Below are 23,928 nucleotides of genomic sequence, written 5' to 3'. Positions count from 1 at the left end.
GAAGGAGCCACGGCGCACCGGGCTTTTTTCGAGGTGCGTCCGATGGAATGCGCCGGCTGCGGTTTCGATATTCAGAGCGGTTTTGCTTTCTGCCCGCGATGCGGCGCAAAGCAACCTGTGTCCTGCGCTGCCTGCGGCTATCCCTGCAAGCCTGATTTTGCCTTCTGCCCCAGATGCGGCGCCTCGATTTCCGACACAGCCCAACCCGCAGCTAAGCCAACGATCGAAACCATACCGCCGAAAGCGGATAGCGATGCCGACCGGCGGCCAGTGACGGTGCTCTTTGCCGATCTCTGCGGCTTCACGACACTCAGCGAGCAGATCGACCCCGAAGTCATGCGGGTGCTGCAGAACGAATTGTTCGAAGAGATGACCCAGGCGGTCGAGGCCTATGGCGGCTTCGTCGACAAGTTCGTTGGCGACGCACTGTTGGCGCTGTTCGGCGCGCCGGTTGCCCATGAGGATGATCCGGTAAGGGCACTCAATGCCGCCCTCGATATGATCGAACGGGCGATGCAGGTCGGCGAGCGCTGGCAATCGCGCGCGGGTTTACCGCTGCGCCTGCATATCGGCATCAATAGTGGCCCTGTCGTCACCGGTAGCTTCGGCGCGGTTAGTACCAAATCCTATTCTGTGACCGGCGACACGGTGAATACCGCCCAACGCCTGCAATCCATGGCCGGCGAAAACGATATCCTTGTCGGGCCGCTGACCTATCGCCTCACCCGCCATGCCTTTGCCTTCGAGAGTCTCGGCGCGCAGGCGCTGCGCGGCAAAAGCGGCAATGTTCTCGTTCATCGGCTGACGGGACCATTGGAAGCGCCCTATACGGCGCGCGGGCTCGAAAGTTTCGGCCTTCAGGCGCCGATGATCGGACGAGATACGGAGTTGTCACGGCTGCTGACATGCCTCGATCTCGCCTGCGGCGGTGCGGCACAGCTTGTTCGCCTGATTGGCGAAGCGGGTATTGGCAAGTCTCGGCTGGTCAACGAATTCATCGGAATAGCCGGCAATGCCGTTCGCTTCCAGGGCCTTGCGATCCGCAAAGCAACCTGCTCTCCGCTTGGCGAGCAATCCTATGGCACGCTTGGCGCAGTCGTGCGCAGCGCGTACGGCATCGGCGAGCGGGATAATCTCGATAGGACGCGTCAGTTGCTGGCGGCGGGGTTCCGTGCGCTCGATCTCACGCAGCAGGACATCGACGGGCTTTTGCCGCTTTTCCTGCATGTGCTCGGCCTCGGTGACCCTAGCGGAACACTGCGGCATATCGAGCCTGAGCAACTGAGGCGGCAGATCTTCTATGCGGTCCGCACCGTTTTCGAGCGTCGGCTGGCGCAGGGTCCGCTGCTGCTTGTCATCGAGGACCTGCATTGGGCGGATGCTGCCTCGCTGGAAGTGCTTCGCTTCATGATGGACCGGCTGGAGCGTAGCCGGTTGATGCTGCTTGCGATCTACCGGCCGACTTCGCAAATCGACCCATTGGACTCAAATCGTGTCAGCGTCACCGTGCAACGTCTCGGCCCGTTGATTGCAGCCGATGGGCAAAAACTTCTCGCTGCCTTTTTCGGTGAAGGTCATGGCAACGTGCCGGTCACGATGCGTAAGCGCATCCTCGACCGCGCCGGCGGCAATCCGCTCTTTATCGAAGAAATCCTTCGGAGGCTGATCGAGATAGGGACGCTACGCAATGACGGTCAACGCTGGCATGTTGCGGCGGAAGACACGGATGTCGATATTCCGGTCAATCTGCAAGCCCTATTACTCGCCCGCGTCGATCGTCTGCCGCACGAGATAAGACGGTTGGCGCAGGAGGCGGCGGTAGTCGGCCCGAAGTTCGAGATCGCTCTGCTTCGCATCGTCGCCACCGATCCGGCTGCCATCGACCCTGCTTTGGACTATCTCTGCGATGCCAACATCATCGAGGAACTGCGCGGGCCCGATGCCGGCGTATCCCCCGCCTATCGCTTCAGCCAATCCCTGCTGCACGACGTCATCTATCATAATCTGCTGCTGCAACGGCGCATGGAGCTTCATCGCCGGATCGGTCAGGCTCTGGAACGCCAGTACGGTTCCGCACCCGATCGGCCCGAGCATCTGGCGCAGCTCGGCCATCATTTCAGCTTGACTGCCGAGAAGGCCAAGGGGGCTACCTACCTGATGGTGGCCGGCGATCTGGCGCGCAAGACCTACGCCAACGACGATGCCATGCGCCTCTATCGTCAGGCGCTTGCCGCCTTCGCAGACGAGCCGGAGGTAACGCCGGAGCAACTGGCGCTTCTGGAGCGTCTTGCCGATCTCTGCGGCCCGGCCGGCCTCCGCGACGCCGCCATCAACCATTATCAGCGAGCGCTTGCGATCCACCGCACCCGAGACGATCGAATCGCCGCCGCGAGGATATTGCGAAAGATCGGCCGCCTGTATCTCGATGCCGGGCGCCGCGACCAAGCGGAGGCCCACTGCGCCGAGGCTGAAGCCATGATCGCGACAATCGACGCGCCGGTCGAACATGCGCATCTTCTGCAGGAGCGCGGCTATCTGGCCTTCCGCATGGGCGACCAGACTGCCGCTGCCGAATGGGCGACGCAGGCCTTGCAATGCCTGCAAACGCTGCCGATCGACGGGACGACCGAGACTGGACGGGAGGCAGCGCGGGCGATGGCCGAAGCGCTGAATACCAAGGGGGCAGCACTTGCGCGGCTCGGACGTCGTCGTGATGCCGTGCACGAGGTGGAACGCAGCCTGTCCGTAGCCGAAAAGGCCGACCTGCAAAGTGCCGCCTGTCGCGCCTATTCCAATCTCGGCGTCCTCTACACGGTTGTCGATCCCGCCAGCGCTATCAAGGTCTGCCAGCGCGGGCTAGAGGTCGCGACCCGCATCGGCGATCTCGGCTTCCAGGCTCGTCTTCTCGCCAATCTCGCCGTTTCCTGTTGCACCTTCACCCATCGCTGTGCCACGGAGGGTGTGCCGGCAGCGGAGAAAGCGGTGGAAATCGACCGCGCGCTCGATCAGCGCGACCATCTCTCCGTTCCATTGATTGTCCTCGGGCAGATCCATCAATGTCACGGACAGCCGACGCTAGCTCGTAAGTATTACGAGGAAGCCCTTGAGGTTGCGAAGGAAATTGACGAGCCGCAACTGCTCTTTCCGTGCTATGATGGTTTGGCGACATTGAGCCTCGAGCGTGATGACATGGATGAGGCGGAACGGTATTTCACGCTTGCGCAGGATGTATGCGCCCGCCACAACCTCGACCCAGGCACGCTCGTCGTATTGCCGTTTCTTGATTGACTGCCCTCGTCGCGAGGCTCGCTGCAAATCCATTAGGGGAATCGATTCAGGCGCTTAAAGGGAGGAACGAAAGATGCCGGAGCACCACACCGAAAGACCATTGCAGCCTGGAGATCGGGCGCCGAACGTCGTGCTGGATGCGATCACCCGCCAAGGCAAGATCGCCATTGACGATTTTCGCGGTCAGAAGCCTGTGCTTGTCGGGTTGTTCCGCGGGCTGCATTGCCCCTTCTGCCGCCGGCAGATCGCCGCCATGTCCGAACTCACCGGTGCATTGCAGGAAAAAGGCATCGACAGCCTGACCGTCGTCAACACGCCGATCGACCGAGCCCGCCTTTATTTCCGCTACCATCCACTTCCCAATCTGCTGGCCGCGTCCGATCCGGAAAGGGTATCGCACAAAGCCTTCGGCCTGCCGAATGTGCAGTTCACCGAAGACGAGAATGACTGGCCACGCAAGGTTGGCGTGAAGACGGTGAAGTCAATGCGCGTCGAGATGCCGGACGAGCTTCCCCAGCCGATGAACCCGATGGCAGCGATGGAGTTCCTTGACAAAGTGGATGGCTATGAATTCACCGAGGATGACAAGCAGATGATCGCCACCGGCGAAGGACAGCTCATCGGCGAGTTTCTGCTCGATCGGGATGGTGTCGTCCGGTGGTGCTTTACGGAAGTGGAGGAGTCTGGCCGCCATATGTTCGGCATTCCCGCACCTAGAGAAGTGATGTCAGCGGCATCGAATATGGCTGTTTGAACCGAATGGTTCTTTGGTTCCGATCTAGTGTTTGAAGGCAGCGCCCAGTCGCTCTTGCTGCCTCTCCGCGGTAACCGAAGCTGTGCTCAACGCCTTCAGGGCAGCCTGAATGAACCCGTCACGCGCCGCGGCGATTTCAATGCCGCGGGGCTCGTAGACATGGCGATGCAGGAAGAAGCCGGTCAGGTGGAAAGCGGCGGCAAGGCTTTCACAATCCGCCGCTTCGACGGCGCCGGCAGCAAGGAAGGGTGGCAGCGCCAGCATCTTGTCGGCCCAAGGCAAACCGGCGGCACGGCAGACGGCACGTCCGCTCTTCGGTGATACGAAGGCGAGGTCGTCGCGCACGCCTGTTGCGGCACATGCAGTCAGATCAAGGCCGAAGCCAAGATCGTTGAGCACCGCCAACTCGAAGCGGACGAAGAGCTCGCCGGCGTCCATGGGGTTCTGCAGGTTTTCCAGAATGACATCGAGTGCATCGTAAAGATGCGGATGAGGATCGCGCTCAGGCAGCAGGCGCAGCAGCGCGCCCATGGCCTGCACGCCATAGACGGCGGTCGCCGTTTCCATCAGCCGCGCCGCCCGCAACCTCACCGGCTCGATGCGGAACTCGCCGAGATGCTCGTGCAGCCGCGCCCGCCAGGTGACTTCGACCAGATTACCCGCCTGCAGCACAGGCTGCATGGCGCGCGATCGGCCGGAGCGCACCAATCCCATATGCCGGCCACGATCACGCGTCATTACCTCGGCGATGACGCTTGTTTCGCCGAGGCGCTTGACGCCCAGTATGATCGCCTGATCCTGCCACTGCATCGGCCGGTTTATCCCGCAGAAATTCGTGATTCGAGTTTAGGCCAAACCGCAGACGCTGTCACATGGGAGACGATCGGCTCTACTGGTCGCTTGATAGGCTGCTTACAGACGCTAGCTTGTCGACGAATGCCCGCATGGCAGCTTCATCGAAGGGCTTGTTGAGCAACGGCACATGCCGCATGTCGTGTGGGAAATCGAGCGTATCAGGATAGCCGCTGACGAAGCCAAAAGCGATGCCGCGCTCGGCCAGCAACCGGGCAAAGCCGAAACTCATCGAATCACCCAGATTGACATCCAGCATCGCAAAATCATAACGCTCTGTATGAATGGCGTTGACCGCCTGCTCCAGGTTCGAGGCTATTTCTACCTGCACGACCCCGACAAGACGAAGAATTTCCTCCGCCTCCATCGCAATGATTAGATTGTCTTCCAAAATGAGAACGCGCTGAACCGTCATATCAGCGCCATCCCCGCGTCCGTACGCCAATCGGCGCGGTGCCCCGTAAACATTCCCACATCTATCCCTCCGGCGCCAATCATCGGCCCGTGTTGAATGGATGGTATTCCCCCATCCGTGTTGGCTAGATCTCATGTGACATGACCTCGCCTAAACCCGCATCGCACTTTTAACCTCGCGGCACTATGGGCTCGTCATCATGCTCCAATCGCTTTTGCCGCTGCGGTTAGTAAAAGGTGAAACTGGTCGAAAAGTGACGGCGAATGTAGTCTATGCTGATACAGCAATCGCTAGCATTTAAAAAAGACATGGGCAGTCTGTGTCAATATCGAACATTAGATGAATGGCCGGCGGCCCGAATCAAGCCCTTCCCACGCGGCGAGTTCGGCCAGTCCTTCGCCGTTTAGCACATCGCAACCGCGCTCCTGCCAGCGGATCAGTTTGCGTTCCGAGAGCTTTTTTAACGTCTTGTTGGTGTGAACGATGGAGAGGCCGAGCGTATCGGCAATGTGCTGCTGGGTGATCGGGATGACATTGCTACCGTTGAAGAGGTGCAGGGCGCTTGCCCGCTGATGCAGATAGGCGAGCAGATAAGCGGCACGTTCCAGCGCGGACCGCCGACCGACGCTCAGGAGATGTTCGTCCAGAATGCGTTCTTCCCGCGCGGCCATCCAGGTTAGATCGAAAGCCAGCGACGGATGGGTGTTGTAAAGCGTCATCAGTTCCGCACGCTCGAAGACGCAGAGCGAGACCGGTGACAGGGCCTCGGTCGAATGCCGCATTTCGCCCATGATCGAGCCCTGCAGACCGATGAGGTCACCGGGCATGACATAGTTGAGAATCTGCCTGCGCCCATCTTCGAGGGTCTTATAGCGAAAGCCCCAGCCGGAAAGAATCGTGAAAAGATGAGCGCTGTGGGCACCCTCGAGGAAAATCGTCGCACCAGCGTCGACGATTAACTCGCCCTTCTTGAAATCCGTGACGAAACTCAACTCCTCGCGATTGAATTCGCGGAAATGCGACAGGCCCCGCAGCGGACATTGCTGACACGGTGTCCTTTGCCCATGCAACGTCGTCGTCTTCGGCATTGACGCCCCCTTGGGTACGCCGACGGGCGCAATCCGCCCGACAGCTGTCGCAGGGTAAGACGGTCAACGGGACATTGTTCCGTCAGCGCGGAAACTCGAGTCCCATCTCACGGAAGCGTTCCGGATCGTCACCCCAGTTCTCCCGCACTTTGACGAAGAGGAAGAGGTGCACTGGCTGCTCGAGAATTTCAGACAGTTCCTTGCGTGAGGCGGTCGAGATCGCCTTGATCGTTTCGCCTGATTTGCCGAGGGCGATCTTCTTCTGGCTCTCGCGCTCGACATAGATCACCTGCTCGATACGCACTGAGCCGTCCTTGCGCTCCTCCCATTTCTCCGTCTCGACGTGGGAGGAATACGGCAGTTCCTGATGCAGACGCAGGAACAGTTTTTCGCGGGTGATTTCCGCGGCGAGCTGGCGCATCGGCAGATCGGAAATCTGGTCCTCGGGATAATACCACGGGCCTTCCGGCAGGGTTTTTGCCAGATAGTCCATCACATCGTCGCAACCCGAACCGTTTTCGGCCGAAATCATAAAGGTCTCCTCGAAGGCGATCTTCTCGTTGGCGGCAGCGGCAAGCGCCAGCAGGTCTTCGCGGCGAACACGGTCGATCTTGTTCAGAACGAGGATTTTTGGCTGCGAAACTTCCTTCAGTCCCTCGAGAATAGCTTCGGCATCGCCGCGTAATCCGCGCTCGCTGTCGATCAGCAGCATGATGAGATCCGCATCCTTGGCGCCTCCCCATGCGGTCGTCACCATCGCGCGATCGAGGCGCCGGCGCGGCTTGAATATGCCGGGCGTATCCATGAAGACGATCTGCGCCTTGTCATGAATGGCAATGCCGCGGACAATCGCGCGCGTCGTCTGCACCTTGTGGCTGACAATCGACACTTTCGCGCCGACGAGCCGGTTGACGAGCGTCGATTTGCCGGCATTGGTCGGGCCGATAAGGGCCACGAAGCCGGAATGCGTAGGGCTGATATTTTCAGCCGCGCCTTCACCGGCGGCCATGTCTTCCTGATTGGTCATCTTTTCCGTCATTTCTAGGCAGTCATTTTTGAGAGGACTGGAGCTGCCATACACCTTCACGCTCCAAAATCCGTGTCGCAGCCACTTGCTCGGCGGCGCGTTTGGAGCGTTCAATACCGGTCTCTGGCGCGGTTCCGGCCACCTCCACCGTCACCGTGAAACGGGGATCATGATCCGGTCCGCTGCGGTCATCAACCCTGTAAACGGGTGTGACACCATATTTAGCGTGCGCCCATTCCTGCAATTCCGTCTTGGCGTCGCGCCTTGCACCATCGGCACGGATGGCGCGGCGCTCCCAGTAGCGCAAGATGAACTTGCGCGCCACTTCGAGGCCGCCATCGAGATAAAGTGCCGCAATCAGGCTTTCGACGACATCGGCACGCACGTTCAACATGCGCTTGCCTGTCAGTTTTTTCACATCGGCGCCGGTGCGGATGAAGAGATGCAACTGCATCTCGTCGGCAACCTCGGCGCAGGTCTCCGCACTGACCAACTGGTTGAGGCGCACCGAGAGCTCGCCCTCGGTTGCCGTACCGAAGGTTTGGAAAAGCAGCTCGGCGATGCACAGGCCGAGAACCCGGTCGCCGAGAAATTCCAGCCGCTCGTAATTGCCGGCCTTGTGCGTTCGAGCACTGGCATGCGTCAGAGCCCAGTCGAGGCGCTCCTTCTCGGCGAATTCGTGACCTATAGCGGCTTCTAGCCTGACACGATCTGCCTGCTGGAGCGTCTGCGCTTTCGTCATTCGACAACCTTAAAGAGGCGATCCCAACGCATGTTGGTCGGCCATTTCCAGATTTCGCGGAACGACGTGTCGTGTCCGAGCGAGAAGAAAATGACGCTGGCGCGCCCGATCAGGTTCTCAGCCGGCACGTAACCGACGTCGAAACGGCTGTCGTCTGAATTGTCGCGGTTGTCGCCCATCATGAAGTAGTTGCCCGGCGGCACGACATATTCCTGCGTGTTGTCACCGCGCGACGAAGGCGACAGATCCAGTGTATCGTAGACCTTGCCGGTATCCGGCAGACGCTCGCTGTAAACGGGAATATCGTCGCCGGGCTCCTGGCTGTAATCCGAAGCGAAGGTGCCATGCGGCTGGCGCGGAACAGCCTGGCCGTTAATGTAAAGGATATCGTTCTTCACCTGAATACGATCGCCCGGTAGGCCGATGACGCGCTTGATATAGTCGACATCCGGATTCGGCGGGAAGCGGAAGACCACGACATCGCCGCGCTTCGGTTCGCTACCGAAGATGCGGCCGCTGAACAGATCTGGCGAGAAAGGCAGCGAATATTTGGAATAGCCGTAGGCGAATTTGTTGACGAAGATATAGTCTCCGACAAGAAGCGTCGGCATCATCGAGCCCGACGGAATGGTAAAAGGTTGAAATAGCACTGTGCGGATGATCATGGCCAGGACCAGAGCCTGTACTATGACCTTGAAGTTTTCCCACAGGACATTCTGCTGTTTTTCGGCTTTCTCGGACACGCAGTCTTATTCCTTTTTCGCACCCCACCGGCGCACTTTACTTTCAGGCACTCTCTATCTTCTTCATACCACGGCGGCAATGGCGCGAGTATTAAAAGCGACACATGTTCGTCATTCAGTCCGCAATCGGCAGTGCCTCGATGATCACGAAGGCTTGAGCGAGAGGGAAATCATCGGTTATCGTCAAATGAATGGCAGCGCGGTGATTTTCCGGCGTCATCGCCGCCAATCTTTTCGCCGCACCGCCCGTCAATTGCATCGTCGGCTTGCCGCTCGGCATATTGACGACACCCATATCGCGCCAGAAGACGCCCTGCGCCAGGCCTGTGCCAAGCGCCTTGGAACAGGCCTCCTTGGCGGCGAAGCGTTTGGCGTATGACGCAGCCTTGTTCTTGCGCCCTTCGGATTTGGCGCGCTCGATATCGGTGAAACAGCGTTCGGTGAACCGTGAACCGAAGCGTTCGATCGATTTCTCGACGCGGCGGATGTCGATGAGGTCGCTGCCTATCCCGATGATCATGAGAAGGCCCTTCGCGTTCCGTCAGACGCTCGATGCGTTGTCAGCAAGCGCTAGGCGCTCGCGCGCACGCTCCATCAACCGCGCCTTGCGACGGGATTTGAAGCTCTTCACCCCATAATAGGTCAAACCGTAAACGATGACGCCCGTGACGATTGCCGGCGGGATGCCACCGATCAACATCGGCTTCAGGACCGGGTCCCAAATCTGCAGGAGATCACCTCTATGCCACAGCGCAGGCAGATCGATGCCACCACTTTGGCCGCCGCCGTCGCGCGCCAGGATCAGATGACCGATTTCCCAGGTGAGGCCCCAGATGAAGGGATAGGTGATGGGATTGCCGGCGGCCAGGCAGCCGAGCGCGGCCGCGACCACATTGCCACCAACCAAATAGGCAATGATGATCGCCATGACGAAATGCACGCCAATGAAGGGGGTCCAGGAAACGACGATGCCCGCAGCAAAGCCCGCAGCCACCGAATGCGGCGACGCGGCGAGGCGCACTAGGCGCTTTCCAAAATATTGGAACGAGCGAATGAAACCTTTACGGGGCCAAAGATGATCCCGCAGTTTTTCCTTCAACGTTAGTGGTTTTCTGCGACGAAATAACATGCGGCTTATCTAGTGCACCCAGGGCGGTCATGACAAGAGCGGCGAAGCATATCATACGCTGATTATCCAGCCGCAGCACCTATACCTCCTGGAGCGGACGCATGTTCATAAGGAACTGCAAAAGCCTGCTCTAGAACACTACGCGGAACATCCTGTCTGCTTTCAGCGGGACGCTCCAAGGGCGCAGCAACATGCGCGCCCCTTCCCAATTTGAAAGTATTGTCAGCGTTTAACGCTGGCGAAACATGCCACGATCGATCTGGCGCTGACGATACTCAAGGTCAAAGCGGTCGTGCGAACCATTCAGATAAGCCATTTCACGTTCTTCGGTACTCGGAACGCGCAATGCGCGGGCGAATTTCTTGATAGGTCCAAACATTGTCTTCTCTCTTCTCTGTTTCGTTTCTTCGATAACAAGAAGATAGGCGTGACAAAGGTTAATTACCACCGCTCTAAAATACACGCAGCTATGCACAAGTCGCATGGCTTGGTGTGGATGTAGGCAATTTTGGTCATAAAATGATCACAAAATATGCAATTCGCACCGGATCCAATGCTGTCCCCAAGGATAATTATTCGTAAAGCCGCTTTACGGTAGCGATGCAATCGAGCTCTTTCAGCTGTACGAGTAGCTGATTGAGCTGGCGCAGGTCCCAGACTTCGACATCCAGCGCCATCTCCGTAAAGTCGGCGGCTACGCGCACCGTATTGAGAACGCGAATGTTGACGTCGATGTCTGCGACCGTTTGCGCTACCTTGGCAAGTGTGCCCGGCTCGTTCAGCGCATTGATCAGGATACGGGCGGCGAAGCGGGACTTGTTGGCCTCGTCGAGATCCCACCGCACGTCGATCCACCGCTCCGGTTGGTCGTCGAAACGCTGCAGTACCGGCGACTGTATCGGATAGATGGTAATGCCTCTGGGCTTTTCCATGATACCGACGATACGGTCCCCGGGTACGGCGCCGGTCGGCGCGAAATGTACTTCGACATCCGCCGCCAAGCCGCGGATCGGCGGGGCATCCCCCCCTTCGACACTGGCGGCGAGATCGGTCTTGTTCTTGCCGGGGATCTTGAAGATCATGCCTGCGACGCTGCGGACATTGAACCAGCCTTCGTCACCGGCGGGCTTGACCGTGACACGTTCGTCCTGATGATCGGGATAGACGGCGCGCAATACATCGAGCGACGACATCTCCCCTCGCCCGACAGCTGCGATCGCATCCTCGACATCCTTCTGGCCGAGACGGTGCAGCGCCGGCTTCAACGCCTCGCGCGAAAAAACCTTGCCGGCGCGCTCGAAGGTTCGCTCCAGGATACGGTGGCCGAGGCCGGCATATTGCTTGCGGATGGCCAGCCGCGTGGCGCGGCGGATGGCGGCGCGCGCCTTGCCGGTCACAACGATCTCTTCCCAGGCGGCCGGCGGCACCTGCACGCCGGAGCGTATGATCTCAACTTCGTCGCCGTTGGTCAGACGCGTCACAAGTGGCATTATCCGGCCGTTGATCTTGGCCCCGACCGTGGTGTCGCCGATATTGGTGTGAACGGCGTAAGCAAAATCGATCGGTGTGGCGCCGCGCGGCAGCGCGATCAGTTTGCCCTTCGGCGTGAAGCAGAAAACCTGATCCTGGAACAGTTCGAGCTTCGTATGCTCGAGGAATTCTTCGGGGCTATCGCCCTCAGCGAGCGCCTCGATGGTATGACGCAGCCAGGAATAGGCGTTGCTTTCGCGCGACAGCAGCTCACCATCGCCATTATTGTTGGTGCCGTCCTTATAGAGCGTGTGGGCGGCGATGCCGAACTCGGCGATTTCATGCATGCGCTTGGTGCGGATCTGCAGCTCGATGCGCTGACTGGACGGACCGACGATGGTGGTGTGCAGCGAGCGATAGTCGTTCTGCTTCGGCGTCGAGATGTAGTCCTTAAACCGGCCCGGCACGACACGCCAGCGTGTATGCACGATGCCGAGCGCGCGATAGCAGGACGGAACGTCGTCGACGAGGAGGCGGAAACCATAGACATCGGAGAGCTGTTCGAAGGAAAGCGACTTTGACTGCATCTTGCGGAAGACCGAATAAGGCTTCTTCTGCCTGCCCTTGACCATGGCATTGGCCAGGCCGTTGGCGACCAGCAGGTCGCGCAGTTCGGTCTCGATCTTCTTGACCAGACCTTCATTGCGCCGCGACAGCTCTTCGAGGCGCTTGGTAACCGTATCATGCGCCTCGGGATTGATGTGGCGGAAAGACAGCTCCTCCAACTCCTCGCGCATGTCCTGCATGCCCATGCGGCCGGCAAGCGGCGCATAGATTTCCATCGTCTCTTCGGAAATGCGGGCGCGCTTCTCCAGCGACATGTGGTCGAGCGTACGCATATTGTGAAGGCGGTCGGCCAATTTGACCAAGAGCACGCGGACGTCGTCGGAAATGGCGAGCAGCAGCTTTCGCAGATTCTCCGCCTGCTTCGCCTTCTTGGTGACGAGATCGAGCTTCTTGATCTTGGTGAGCCCCTCCACCAGGCGACCGATATCTTCGCCGAACAACTCGTCGATTTCGGCGCGCGTCGCGGTGGTGTCTTCGATCGTGTCATGCAGAAGCGCGACGGCGATCGTCGATTCATCCAGACGCATGTCGGTCAGGATGGCAGCAACTTCGAGGGGATGGGAAATATAGGGATCGCCGCTGGCACGCTTCTGCTGCCCATGCTTTTGCATCGCGTAAACATAGGCCTTGTTGAGAAGTGCTTCGTTGGCATCGGGCTTGTATTTCTGCACACGCTCGACAAGCTCGTATTGCCGCATCATTCCCAAGCTACTCCCGCAAAATAAAAGCGCGCCAGTCCTACGACCGGCGCACGCATCATTTCGTCATCATATCGCTCTTGGTTAGAGCATCAAGCTCAACGATCAGTAATCGTCGCTTTTTTCCGGCGGAACAAGGCCTTCGATGCCGGCGAGGAGCTCTTCTTCCGACATCTGGTCGAAGGTGACGGCTTCCGGCAGATCTTCTTCCTCCTCGCCCGAAGCCGAAGCGGCGCCGCCGGCAGCCAGGAGGCTTGCCGGATCGGGCTCGGGCTCGTCGACTTCGACGTGCTTCTGCAGCGAGTGGATCAGGTCTTCCTTCAGATCATCGGGAGACAGCGTCTCATCGGCGATTTCGCGCAACGCAACGACCGGGTTCTTGTCGTTGTCGCGATCGATGGTGATCGATGAACCCTGCGAGATCAAGCGGGCGCGGTGGCTGGCGAGCAGCACCAGCTCGAACCGGTTTTCTACTTTATCAATGCAATCTTCTACTGTGACACGGGCCATTGCCTGTCCTTTGTGGTCGTGATGTCTTCATCATGTCTCGGAGTAGCACGCGGATACAAGCAAACGATGGCAAATTCAAGTTTTTCCTGCTTCAGGGCTGCCAATCCCCCTGCAATGGGCTAAAATTCATTAGACAAGCTGCGCATTCAACTATAGGTTGCTTGGAATATCGCGAATCGTGCCCTAAATCTCGTTTATATGAATAATTCATAAAGTAATGCGGATTATTCTTGGGCGTCATACAAGACATTGTTTTGACTGCATTTTGAGTAAAAGTAATTGCGTTATGGTAAGAATGGATATGTAAGCGATGTTCGATCCACGCGAAAAAATTGCACTTTTTATTGACGGCGCCAATCTTTACGCCGCTTCAAAAAGCCTCGGTTTTGATATCGATTATCGTAAGCTGCTCAAGGCCTTTCAGAAGCGCGGATATTTGCTGCGAGCCTATTATTACACAGCACTTATCGAGGATCAGGAATATTCTTCGATCCGCCCGCTGATCGATTGGCTAGACTATAATGGCTATAAGGTCATCACCAAGCCGGCGAAGGAATTCACCGACTCCATGGGCCGCCGCAAGATCAAGGGCAACATGGATATCGAATTGGCGATCGATGCCATGGAGCAGTCGGAAACCGTCGATCACCTTGTGATCTTCTCCGGCGACGGCGATTTCACCACACTGGTGGAAGCGCTGCAGCGCCGTGGCCGCAAGGTGTCCGTCATTTCTACCATGGCGACCCAACCTCCGATGATCGCCGATGATCTGCGCCGCCAGGCCGATCACTTCATCGATCTCGTGTCGCTGAAGGCCGAGATCGGCCGCGACCCCTCCGAGCGCCCACAGCGTCCAGTCGAAGTGACTCCCGCCGCTGCTGACGTCGAAGAGTAATCTGGGACCTGAGAAAGCGTTCCGTATTTGCGGTGACCACCGGCCTTTCGCTTTGGCCCAGGGTGCGTGTGTCACCCATTATCCTTTAAAAGCCGGCTCCTCTGCCGGTTCCAGTCGCGTTCCTTCTCGGATTCGCGCTTATCATGAATCTTCTTGCCCTTGGCGAGCGCCAGTTCCAGTTTGGCGCGGCCGCTGTCGTTGAAATAGATCTTCAGCGGGATCAGCGTCATGCCTTCGCGATTTACGGCGGAGCGCAACCGCCCGATCTCGCGGCCTGAAAGCAACAGTTTGCGGCGACGGCGCGGCTCGTGATTGAAGCGGTTCGCCTGGAGATATTCCGGCAGATAGGAATTGATCAGCCAAATCTCGCCGCCCTCGTCGGAGGCATAGGATTCAGCGATATTTGCCTTGCCCTCGCGCAACGATTTGACCTCGGTGCCTTTCAGTACGAGGCCGGCCTCATAGGTATCGATGATCTCGTAGTTGAAGCGCGCCTTGCGGTTTTCCGCAACGACCTTCTTCACCACGCGTTGGCTGCCTTTGGGTGCCATGGTTCTTCTTCTTTTTCGTGCGTCAAATGCGGCAGCGGCCACCGGCGCGCCAGGATATCAGACCTTAAATAAGCGAGACCGCCCTCCTTGTGAAGAGAGAGCGGTCGTCGCACAAGATTCGCAGACGGCTTTGACCTCAGTTCAGGACGCCGGCGTGGCGCATAGCTGCGTCGATTGCCGCTTCCGTGCTCGGTTCCAGCGTCGAAAGCAGAGGCGAGCGCACATTGCGGCTCATGCGGCCGAGACGAGAAAGACCGTACTTCGCGCCACAAAGGCCCGGCTCCAGGAAGATTGCCTTATGCAGCGGCATCAGGCGGTCCTGATAATCCAGCGCCTTGGCATAGTCGCCGGCAAGCGTCGCCGCCTGAAATTCCGCACAGAGGCGCGGCGCGACATTGGCCGTCACCGAGATGCAGCCGACACCCCCGTGGGCATTGAAGCCAAGTGCCGTCGCATCCTCGCCAGAAAGCTGGCGAAAATCTCGGCCGCAGGTGATGCGCTGTTCGGAAACGCGTTCGATCTTGCCGGTCGCATCCTTTACACCGACGATATTTGCATGTGCCTTGGCCAATGCGCCCATGGTCTCCGGCGTCATATCAACGACCGAGCGACCCGGGATATTGTAAATATAGATGGGCAGCTTCACCGCATCGGCGATGGCCGAAAAATGGGCGTAAAGCCCCTTCTGCGTCGGCTTGTTGTAGTAGGGCGTGACGACCAGAACCGCATTGGCGCCAACCTTCTCGGCGTGCTGGGCCAACTCGATTGCTTCGCGGGTATTGTTGGAGCCGGCGCCGGCCATGATCGGAACGCGCTTGCCCGCCACCTCGATGCAAAGCTCGACAACCCGCTTGTGCTCATCATGCGACAGGGTCGGAGACTCACCCGTCGTGCCGACGGGAACAAGCCCGCTGCTGCCCTCATTTATCTGCCACTCGACGTGGGAAGCGAAGGAAGCTTCATCCAACTTGCCGGCGTCTGTGAAGGGCGTAACGAGTGCGGGAATGGACCCCTGGAACATGCAAGTCTCCTCGCGGCGCCGCTTTCATGCTTCAGCCGCAATCCATGATTATGAATCCGCGCACCATAAAGCGCTCACTTGACGGCGACAAGCGCGCTTTCGATGGTAAAGGGCAGTTTCCGATATCATAATTGATTGAAATTCGGGGCAACGCTAAGGTTTCGTTAATATAAAATTCGGCAAATGGAGGGGGCCTGTTTTTTGTTGTGAGTAGCCGGATGAAAAGACCTGTCATGATCTTGGCCGCTATGGGCGTGGCGGTCGCCTGGGGCACTTTTGCCTCACAGCTTCCCGGCAACCATGCATCGACATCAGAGACGACGGACGTAGCAATGACCATGCCGGATCCGTTGAGCACCGGGTCTATACCGCGTGGCTCCGCGATCGCGCCCGTCAGCGGTGACCTTAAAGCCGGCCTCGACGCTCTTTCCAACAAGAACCCGATGCAGGCGCTCGCCATTCGCAACAGCATGGGTCAGGACACGCTCGACCGTCATATTCTGACCTGGGCGATCGCCACCTCGGGCCAACCCGGCGTTCCTTCCGGTGAAATCGCCGCAGCCGCGCGCGAACTCGCCAGCTGGCCCGGTCTTACCAGCCTGCGCGGCAATTCCGAGCGCGCGCTTTACGCTGAAAATCCGCCGGCCGATCAGGTGCTTGCCGCCTTCGGCAATACGCCGCCGGAAACGCCGGAAGGTGCCGTGATCCTGTCGCGTGCGCTGGTTTCGCGCGGCGCTTCGGCGCAAGCCGCCAAGCTCATCCGCAAGATCTGGCGCAATGAGGCGCTGGACAAGTCCTTCGAAGACAAGGTCCTTGCTGAATTCTCCGGCCTGCTCTCGCCGGCCGATCACAAGGCGCGCATGGACTATCTGCTCTATCGCGGACGCACGGCACAGGCCAAGCGTTTCGGCGACCTCGGAAAGGCGCAGTCGCTCTACAAGGTTTGGGCAGCTGTCAACAATCGTTCGGCCAATGCCGGAACGCTGCTTGCCAATATGGATCCGCAATGGCGAAACGACCCCGCCTATCTTTTCATGCGGATCGAAAACCTGCGCCGTCAGGACAAATATGACGATGCCGCCAATCTTCTGATGCAGATGCCGCGCGACCGCGGCGCGCTCGTCAATGCCGGCCAATGGTGGGATGAGCAGCGTATCGTCAGCCGCGGCTTGGTGGATCAAGGTGAATTCAAGACCGCCTATCGCGTCGTCGACGCCAATGTCGCGGACAATCCGCAGGATGTCGGCGAGGCAGAATTCCACGCCGGCTGGTATGCTTTGCGTGGGCTGCAGGATGGTGCCACGGCTGAAGCACATTTCCGCAAGATCCTGCAGGTATCGAACGGCCCGATCTCGCAATCGCGGGCCTGGTACTGGCTCGGGCGCTCCGCGGAAGCCGGTGGTCCGGGCAAGGCTGCGGATTTCTTCGCCAAGGCCGCCTCTTACCCGGCCACGTTCTATGGCCAGTTAGCCGCAGAAAAACTGGGCCGGCGGACGCTGAACGTCACCTACCCCTCGCCAACGACTGAAGACCGGCAGCGCTTTCAGTCCCGCGAAGCCGTCCAGGCCATTGCGCATCTCGAAGCGGCCGGCCATGGCTGGCGGGCTGACGCCCTTTATCGGGCACTGGCGAAACAATTGCAGAGCCCCGGCGAGATCGCCATGTTGGCAGCGAGGGCTGAACGCTCCGGCAATCATCAGCTTTCGCTTCAGGTCGGCAAAATCGCCTATGGCCGCGGCGTCGATGTCGCAGCACTTGCCTTCCCGATCGGCGTCATTCCGGACAACGCCAATATTTCCGGCTCCGGCAAGGCGCTCGCCTATGCAATCGCCCGGCAGGAAAGTGCCTTCAACCCGGCAGCAGTTTCCTCCGCCAATGCGCGCGGCCTCTTGCAGCTTCTGCCAAAAACGGCCAAGGCAGTCGCTGGCCGTCACGGTATGGCGTATTCCGCGGACAAGCTGACGCAGGATGCCGGCTATAACGCCACGCTTGGCGCCCATTATCTCGGCGAACAGATCGACGCTTTTGGCGGCTCCTACATTCTGACCTTCATTGCTTACAATGCCGGCCCGAACAAGGTTCCGGAGTGGATCAGCCGCTACGGCGACCCGCGCGGCAAATCGATAGACGAAGTCGTCGACTGGATCGAGCGCATCCCCTTCCCCGAAACGCGCAACTATGTCCAGCGCGTCATGGAAAATTATCAGGTCTACAAGGCGCGGCTCGGCCAGAAGACCGATATCGAGCACGATCTGATCGATGGACGCGGCTAAGCTCTGCGTCGGCAAGCCTGATTGTTAGAGACGCCAAAATGGCGTTACATCCCTCGTGAAAGGCTATTCACCACGAGGGGTTATCCATGAGCAGTGACGAAAGCGGCTTTATTGTCAGAACAATCTCAGCACAGGACGGGCTAAAGCTCTACGCACGCGATTACGGCGGCGCGTCGGTGACGTCAAACCCTTTGCCGATCGTATGCCTGCCGGGACTGACCCGTAATTCGCGGGACTTTCATCAGTTGGCGCTGCTTTTGTCGCGTGACCCGATCGCGAAGCGCAGGGTGATTACCCTCGATTCCCGCGGGCGCGGTTCGTCGGCCTGGGACGACGACAAGAGCCACTATAACCTTGCGGTCGAGGCTCAGGACGTGCTCGCAACATGCAACGCACTGGATATTCCAAAGGCTATTTTCATTGGCACGTCGCGCGGCGGCCTCGTCCTGCATCTGCTGGCGGCCAGCCAACCCGATATACTGAAAGCAGTCATTCTCAACGACATCGGTCCCGTTCTCGAAAAGGAAGGGCTTGCCGATATCCGGGACTATCTGAACCGCGGCAGGAAGCCGGCCGATTGGGACGAGGCAGTCGACATTTTGCAGGAAAATTACGGTTGCACCTTCACCGCGCTTACGCAAGACGATTGGCGCGACATGGCGCTTGCGATCTATACCGAGAGCGATGGAAAAGTCGTCGCGGATTTCGATCCGGCTATTGCCGCACAGCTGGAGTCGCTCGATCTTGAAGCGCCGCTCCCGGATCTCTGGCCGCAGTTCGAGGCGTTTCAGAATATCCCGTTGATGGTGATTCGTGGAGAGAATTCGAAACTGCTGACAACGGCTACTGTCGAGGAGATTGCGAGGCGACATCCGGGCATGTCGGCAAAGATTGCCACCGGGCAAGGACATGCTCCTGTCCTGCACCTTGGGGATATTCCGGCTGCAATCCAGCATTTTCTAGCAGCAATTTGAATCGCGCGCGTCATTAGGAGGCGCTGTGCAAAAAGAAAAGGCCCGGTTGGGAAAACCGGGCCAATCCTTTTCTGATCGGAGGTCTGATCTGAGTATGAAAACGGTCAAATTCGGTTCAGTGAACCGAATTAGAAGCTACGCTGGAAGCGGAGGATACCAGCCCACTGATCCTGGTTCACAGAATCGAAGTTGGTGTAGGTAACTTCCGGCTGTACCAGGAGGTTCTTGACCGGGTTCCAACGAACGTTAGCGGTAACTTCGAGGATCTTCGAGTCGGTGTAAGCAAACTGAGCGTTTGCCTGCAGCTTGTCGTTAATCGGAACAGTGAAGCCGGTCCACAGAGCCCAGTCGCCCCAGCCGCAAAGATCGCCACGGCCAACCGGGCAAGCCGACGGGTCCAGGTTCGAGCCGGCATACTGGTTCAGCTTGTCGCCGTTGGTGTTCCAGCCGCCCATCAAGAAGGCCTTGAAGACGCCGAAATCGGCATCGACGCGAGCCTTGATAGCGCCTTCTTCGACGATGGAGTCATAACCACCGACGACGCGGAACTGCCAAGCGCCAGCCTTGTAGCCAGCACCAGCAACGACGTTCGGAGCGTAGTGGTTCTGCACAGACTGAACCCATGCGCCGCCGAAGGAGGTCTTATCCGCGCCGGAGTTGGAATCTTCGAGCGAAACTACAGCCGTGAAGCCGTTGCCGGCGTCGTAGTTGTAGGTGATCTGGTTGAGTTCGTACGGGCCGTCCCAGATCACGTCGTCGTTGATGACGTTGCCGGCGTAACCGGCGAACAGGTTGTACTGCGAGTCCTGCTTACCAACCAGGAAACCGCCGAGGCTGATGTTAGCCCAGAGCAGCTTGGTGGTCGTGTCCTTGCCATCGTTCCAGTCGAAACGGTAGACGGTGTCCGTCTTCAGCGGACCGTATTCGGTGTCCGATGCGGTGTCGATGGAAAGCTGAGCGCGGGTGTGCCAGTAGGTGCCGCGGTCGCCACCAGGACCTGGATTGTAAGCGTTGTACCAGCCGCCTTCCGTACGGACCATGCCGCCAACCTTGAGGCAGGTTTCGGTGCCCGGAATGAAGAAGTAGCCAGCGCCATATGCGTCGCAGATACGGACGTATTCAAGCGGCTCCGGCTCGGCAGCAACGATGGCATCGGCCGCATGAGCACCGGAAACTGCTGCCAGCGCAGCAGCGGAGCCGAGAAGAAGGCTCTTGATGTTCATAATAACTCCAGTTCTAAATATCGATTAGGTATGAGAATTCGCGCCGAAAAAACGACGTGCCCTACCCCACCTTTTGTTCAAAGTTGACCCCTGATCTGGGAGAAGCAAGACAATAAGCCTTGCTTCCGATTTGAGAAATACAGATCGGAATTTTTAGAGCAATATCAGAGACAAACTATAATCATATGTGACGATTGTTTCGAATTTTGCGTTGCACAAAGATCACGTCGCAAAATTGTCACATCTCTGCTGTGTTCAATATTGAACTATACTAAGAATTATTTTCGAAAATACTCATGTTGTAAATTTATACTTAATTAGAATACTCTAACTCATAGTATACGTGACGCCACTTACCAATACTCGGCTAGCTGGAATCGAACGCCCTAAACAAAAAGCCCGGCTCGAAAGCCGGGCTTTCCGTCACTAATGTGACAATCAGATTTTGACCGAGGTCTAATCAGATTAGAAGGTGCGCTCGAAGCGGAGGATACCAGCCCACTCGTCCTGGCTGATAGAATCCCAGTTGGTGTAGGATACTTCCGGCTCGATGAGGAGGTTCTTGACCGGGTTCCACTTGATGTTTGTGGTTGCGGCGAAGATCTTCGAGTCGGTGTAAGCGAGCTGCAGGTTCCACTTCAGCTTGTCGTTGATCGGAACGCCAACGCCGCCCCAAACTGCCCAGTCACCCCAGCCGCAGTCTGCACCATGAATGGTGCCGTCCGAATGCGTGCAAGTCGACACATCCAGGTTCGAGCCAGCATACTGGTTGAGCTTGTCGCCGTCCGTATTCCAGCCACCCATCAAGAAGGCCGAGAAGACACCGAAGTCAGCATCGATACGAGCCTTGATAGCGCCTTCTTCGACGATGGAGTCATAACCACCGACGACCTTGAAGGACCATGCACCGGCCTTGTAGCCAGCACCGGCAACAACGTTCGGAGCGTAGTGGTTGGAACGGCTGGTTTCCCAAGCGCCACCATAGGACGAGATATTGGCCGCCGAGTTGGAATCTTCCACCGAGACCACAGCCGTGAAGCCGTTGCCGGCGTCATAGTTGTAGGTGATCTGGTTGAGTTCGTACGGACCGTCATAGATCACGTCGTCGTTGATGACGTCGCCGGCGTAACCAACGAACTGGTTGTACTGCGAGTCCTGCTTACCGACGCTGAAGCCGCCGAGGCTGATGTACGACCACAGAAGGTTCGTGCCCGTGGAGCCGCCTTCCGACCAATCCCAACGAAGGATGGTGTTCGTCTTCAGCGGACCGTATTCGGTGTCGGTCGCGGTGTTGATATTCAATTCAGCGCGGGTGTGCCACAGCGTGCCGTAGCGCCAGTCACCAGCAGTGCCATGACCGCCATAAGCGTCGCCCCACTGGCCTTCCGTACGAACCTTACCGCCGATCTTAAGGCAGGTTTCGGTACCCGGAATGAAGAAGTAGCCTGCACCGTATGCGTCGCAGATGCGAACGTATTCGAGCGGCTCCGGCTCAGCGGCAACAACAGCGTCAGCCGCCTGAGCACCGGAAACTGCTGCCAGAGCAGCAGCGGAGCCGAGAAGAAGGCTCTTGATGTTCATTATTGACCTCCAGTCAAAGTTTCAATCGAGAATGAGAACTACCCGAAGGCATTCCCTGCCCCATCCTCGCGTTTCAAGAAGTGGACGATCAATCGCCCTTGCTTCCGAGATTGAAAATACAAGACGCGAACTGTCACGCAATCTACATCTTATCGGAAAGGGGTGTTTACATGAGCCTTCGCTAAGTCCTGTTGCCGAAAGGACACAAGTCCGCCACACGGACCTCGCATTTGTTTATTTTTTGTTAAGAAAGCCGTTACGGTACCAGCACTTACCGGCCGGCCTTAATTGACGACGAAGAGGCGCGACCAGCCGTCATAATGGCCGATTCACGGCAATTTTATGGGTTCCGCAACGTCATGCTCGCCGTTTCAGCGGACAATTATCGACAGAGCGCAGCAGGGCAAATCCGCTCTCGTCCTCCAGCGCGACATCGCCCGCGTTGATTCTGCTGCGACCGATTCGATGGAGGATGCTAGTTACAAACTATCCGCCCGCAAGATTGCAGCGGGATGACAAAAGGGAATCGACGAGGAACAGAATTTAGAAATCGCAGGGGATATCAATAACGGGGGGAAATTAGCAGTCCTGCGGGACGCTGTGCGAAACAGGATGGCGGAGAAGATGGGATTCGAACCCACGATACGCTTTTGACGTATACTCCCTTAGCAGGGGAGCGCCTTCGACCACTCGGCCACCTCTCCGGTGCGGCCCTGATACGGCCAATCATTTATCGACGCAAGCGCTTTTTCGCCTCTCTGCGCGTTCTCCCTGCATTAGGCGGTGAGCGCATCCTATAAAGAAGAACTCGGCCGCCGGCTTGCGGTTCCCTTAAGCCAGCAACAGCTTGAGGTCCGCAGCTGGGTCGGCCAGAATAGCCCTGTCCGGGCTGGCGCCGGTTTCCAGCAGCTTCTTGCCGGTCACATAGGCCTTCGCGTCATTGATGGCGTCCACGGCAATGAAACGGCCCTTCTTGAAATACCAGACCGAAGCCGATCCCTCGCGAGTGCCGGCGCGGAGAAAGGTTTCGTCATAGCCAAGGTTAAAACCGGCGATCTGCAATTTCACATCATATTGATCCGACCAGAACCATGGCTTCGGGTCGTAGGCCTCGCCGCTGCCGGCGATAATTCCGGCTGCGGCTTCGGCCTGGTCGACGGCGTTCTGTACCGATTCGAGACGGATGCGGCCGCCGTTCCAGGGCAGCTCGGCGCAATCACCCACGGCGAAGATGGAGGGATCGGAGGTGCGGGCAAACGAATCGACGATGATACCGTTGCCGACTTCCAGTCCCGCTTCCTTGGCGAGCTGGTCATTCGGGGCGACGCCGATGCCGACGACGACGAAATCGATGTCTATGGTAGAACCATCCGACAATTCGGCTGCAACGACGTGCCCGTTCTTGCCGACGAGTTGCTTAAGACCGGTCTTTTCGCGGATAACGACGTCATGTTGTCTGTGAATTGCCCGCATGATGTCCGCCGTCTCCTTGGCGGCGACGCGCTGCAAGATCCTGTCGGCCATTTCGATAAGCGTGACTTCGAGCCCGCGGTGGCGGGCAACGGCCGCCGCTTCGAGGCCGATGTAACCGCCGCCGATGATAAGAACACGGCGGCCCGCGCGCATTTCGTTGGCGAGCTGATCAGCATCACGCTTGTCTCTGGCGAGATAAACGCCTTCGAGAGAGCCGCCGACCGAGGGCGGCAGAGGGCGCGGTGCGGCGCCGGTTGCCAGTGCCAGTGTGTGATAATCCAGCACCGAGCCGTCCTGAGTGACAATCTGCTTTGCGGCCCGGTCGATCTCCTCGACCCAGGTAGACAAGCGAATCTCGACATTGTTGTCGACGTACCAATGCTCCGGGCGGAACAGCAAGCGATCGAACGCCATGTCGCCGAGAAGGTACTTCTTGGTAAGCGGTGGTCGCTGATAAGGTAAGTTTTCCTCCGCGCCGATGATCGTGATCGGCCTCAAATCTCCGAGCGCCCGCATTTTAGCGGCAAGCGCGAAACCGGCCTGCCCGGCCCCGACAATGACCAATCTGCCCGTCACGATCCTTACTCCATTATT

Annotated in this window: 21 protein-coding genes and 1 tRNA gene; 5 read left to right on the top strand and 17 right to left on the bottom strand. The window is 58.3% G+C overall.

The window, feature by feature from the left end:
- The first annotated feature begins 42 nt into the window (after positions 1-42).
- Entirely contained in the window at positions 43-3,288 is a 3,246-nt protein-coding gene (locus tag PY650_RS02120) for an adenylate/guanylate cyclase domain-containing protein (protein WP_285877421.1), read from the top strand.
- Positions 3,289-3,361: 73 nt separating this feature from the next.
- Complete coding sequence (locus PY650_RS02115) at positions 3,362-4,042, top strand: peroxiredoxin-like family protein (RefSeq protein WP_285877420.1); 681 nt, start codon at positions 3,362-3,364, stop codon at positions 4,040-4,042.
- Positions 4,043-4,066: 24 nt separating this feature from the next.
- Here the strand turns inward: PY650_RS02115 and recO are convergent, their stop codons facing one another.
- From recO to rpoZ, 11 genes are all read right to left on the bottom strand, one after another.
- Positions 4,067-4,852 (bottom strand): DNA repair protein RecO, encoded by a 786-nt coding sequence (gene recO, locus PY650_RS02110; protein WP_285877419.1) that lies wholly within the window; start codon positions 4,850-4,852, stop codon positions 4,067-4,069.
- A gap of 79 nt (positions 4,853-4,931) precedes the next feature.
- Positions 4,932-5,309 (bottom strand): response regulator, encoded by a 378-nt coding sequence (locus PY650_RS02105; protein WP_349644473.1) that lies wholly within the window; start codon positions 5,307-5,309, stop codon positions 4,932-4,934.
- 335 nt (positions 5,310-5,644) lie between these two features.
- The gene (locus PY650_RS02100; RefSeq protein WP_285877417.1) at positions 5,645-6,397 is read right to left on the bottom strand and encodes a Crp/Fnr family transcriptional regulator; all 753 of its coding nucleotides are present in this window, start codon (positions 6,395-6,397) and stop codon (positions 5,645-5,647) included.
- Between the two features lie 82 nt (positions 6,398-6,479).
- The gene (gene era / locus PY650_RS02095; RefSeq protein WP_285877416.1) at positions 6,480-7,424 is read right to left on the bottom strand and encodes a GTPase Era; all 945 of its coding nucleotides are present in this window, start codon (positions 7,422-7,424) and stop codon (positions 6,480-6,482) included.
- 22 nt (positions 7,425-7,446) lie between these two features.
- Positions 7,447-8,166, bottom strand: a complete 720-nt coding sequence (gene rnc, locus PY650_RS02090) for a ribonuclease III (protein WP_285877415.1) — start codon at positions 8,164-8,166, stop codon at positions 7,447-7,449.
- Complete coding sequence (lepB, locus tag PY650_RS02085; RefSeq protein WP_285877414.1) at positions 8,163-8,909, bottom strand: signal peptidase I; 747 nt, start codon at positions 8,907-8,909, stop codon at positions 8,163-8,165. Before lepB ends, rnc begins: the two co-directional genes overlap by 4 nt.
- Positions 8,910-9,024: 115 nt before the next feature.
- A complete protein-coding gene (acpS, locus tag PY650_RS02080) occupies positions 9,025-9,429 on the bottom strand; it encodes a holo-ACP synthase (RefSeq protein WP_285877413.1) in 405 nt (134 codons plus the stop codon).
- A gap of 21 nt (positions 9,430-9,450) precedes the next feature.
- Positions 9,451-10,038: a DUF2062 domain-containing protein gene (locus PY650_RS02075; RefSeq protein ID WP_285877412.1), complete on the bottom strand. Its 588-nt coding sequence runs from the start codon at positions 10,036-10,038 to the stop codon at positions 9,451-9,453.
- A gap of 229 nt (positions 10,039-10,267) precedes the next feature.
- The gene (locus PY650_RS02070) at positions 10,268-10,417 is read right to left on the bottom strand and encodes a DUF3563 family protein (protein WP_285877411.1); all 150 of its coding nucleotides are present in this window, start codon (positions 10,415-10,417) and stop codon (positions 10,268-10,270) included.
- Positions 10,418-10,610: 193 nt separating this feature from the next.
- Positions 10,611-12,836 carry a RelA/SpoT family protein gene (locus tag PY650_RS02065; RefSeq protein WP_285877410.1) on the bottom strand — a complete coding sequence of 742 codons (2,226 nt, stop codon included), beginning with the start codon at positions 12,834-12,836 and terminating at the stop codon, positions 10,611-10,613.
- 102 nt (positions 12,837-12,938) lie between these two features.
- Complete coding sequence (gene rpoZ, locus PY650_RS02060) at positions 12,939-13,343, bottom strand: DNA-directed RNA polymerase subunit omega (protein WP_285877409.1); 405 nt, start codon at positions 13,341-13,343, stop codon at positions 12,939-12,941.
- 310 nt (positions 13,344-13,653) lie between these two features.
- On the opposite strand from rpoZ, the gene PY650_RS02055 reads away from it, so the two are divergent.
- Complete coding sequence (locus PY650_RS02055; RefSeq protein ID WP_285877408.1) at positions 13,654-14,238, top strand: LabA-like NYN domain-containing protein; 585 nt, start codon at positions 13,654-13,656, stop codon at positions 14,236-14,238.
- Positions 14,239-14,309: 71 nt separating this feature from the next.
- Here PY650_RS02055 and smpB read toward each other — a convergent pair whose 3' ends face one another.
- Entirely contained in the window at positions 14,310-14,789 is a 480-nt protein-coding gene (smpB, locus tag PY650_RS02050; protein WP_285877407.1) for an SsrA-binding protein SmpB, read from the bottom strand.
- A 136-nt stretch (positions 14,790-14,925) separates the two neighbouring features.
- On the bottom strand, positions 14,926-15,810 hold the full coding sequence (gene dapA, locus PY650_RS02045; protein ID WP_285877406.1) for a 4-hydroxy-tetrahydrodipicolinate synthase: 885 nt from the start codon (positions 15,808-15,810) through the stop codon (positions 14,926-14,928).
- A gap of 218 nt (positions 15,811-16,028) precedes the next feature.
- On the opposite strand from dapA, the gene PY650_RS02040 reads away from it, so the two are divergent.
- Together PY650_RS02040 and PY650_RS02035 are read left to right on the top strand one after the other, a co-directional pair.
- Positions 16,029-18,083: a lytic transglycosylase domain-containing protein gene (locus tag PY650_RS02040; RefSeq protein ID WP_285877405.1), complete on the top strand. Its 2,055-nt coding sequence runs from the start codon at positions 16,029-16,031 to the stop codon at positions 18,081-18,083.
- Positions 18,084-18,169: 86 nt separating this feature from the next.
- Positions 18,170-19,057, top strand: coding sequence for an alpha/beta fold hydrolase (locus PY650_RS02035; protein WP_285877404.1), 888 nt, complete (start codon positions 18,170-18,172; stop codon positions 19,055-19,057).
- A gap of 128 nt (positions 19,058-19,185) precedes the next feature.
- Here the strand turns inward: PY650_RS02035 and PY650_RS02030 are convergent, their stop codons facing one another.
- From PY650_RS02030 to PY650_RS02015, 4 genes are all read right to left on the bottom strand, one after another.
- Positions 19,186-20,280 (bottom strand): porin, encoded by a 1,095-nt coding sequence (locus PY650_RS02030; protein WP_285877403.1) that lies wholly within the window; start codon positions 20,278-20,280, stop codon positions 19,186-19,188.
- Positions 20,281-20,745: 465 nt separating this feature from the next.
- Complete coding sequence (locus PY650_RS02025; protein WP_285877402.1) at positions 20,746-21,861, bottom strand: porin; 1,116 nt, start codon at positions 21,859-21,861, stop codon at positions 20,746-20,748.
- Positions 21,862-22,474: 613 nt separating this feature from the next.
- Positions 22,475-22,565, bottom strand: a tRNA-Ser gene (locus PY650_RS02020).
- 127 nt (positions 22,566-22,692) lie between these two features.
- The gene (locus PY650_RS02015) at positions 22,693-23,910 is read right to left on the bottom strand and encodes an NAD(P)/FAD-dependent oxidoreductase (protein ID WP_285877401.1); all 1,218 of its coding nucleotides are present in this window, start codon (positions 23,908-23,910) and stop codon (positions 22,693-22,695) included.
- Positions 23,911-23,928 lie beyond the last annotated feature (18 nt).

This window comes from Martinezella calliandrae (assembly GCF_030272695.1).
Lineage (GTDB): Bacteria > Pseudomonadota > Alphaproteobacteria > Rhizobiales > Rhizobiaceae > Rhizobium > Rhizobium calliandrae.
The sequence above is the reverse complement of the archived record's forward strand: the minus strand, read 5'-3'. Positions and strand labels throughout refer to the sequence as shown.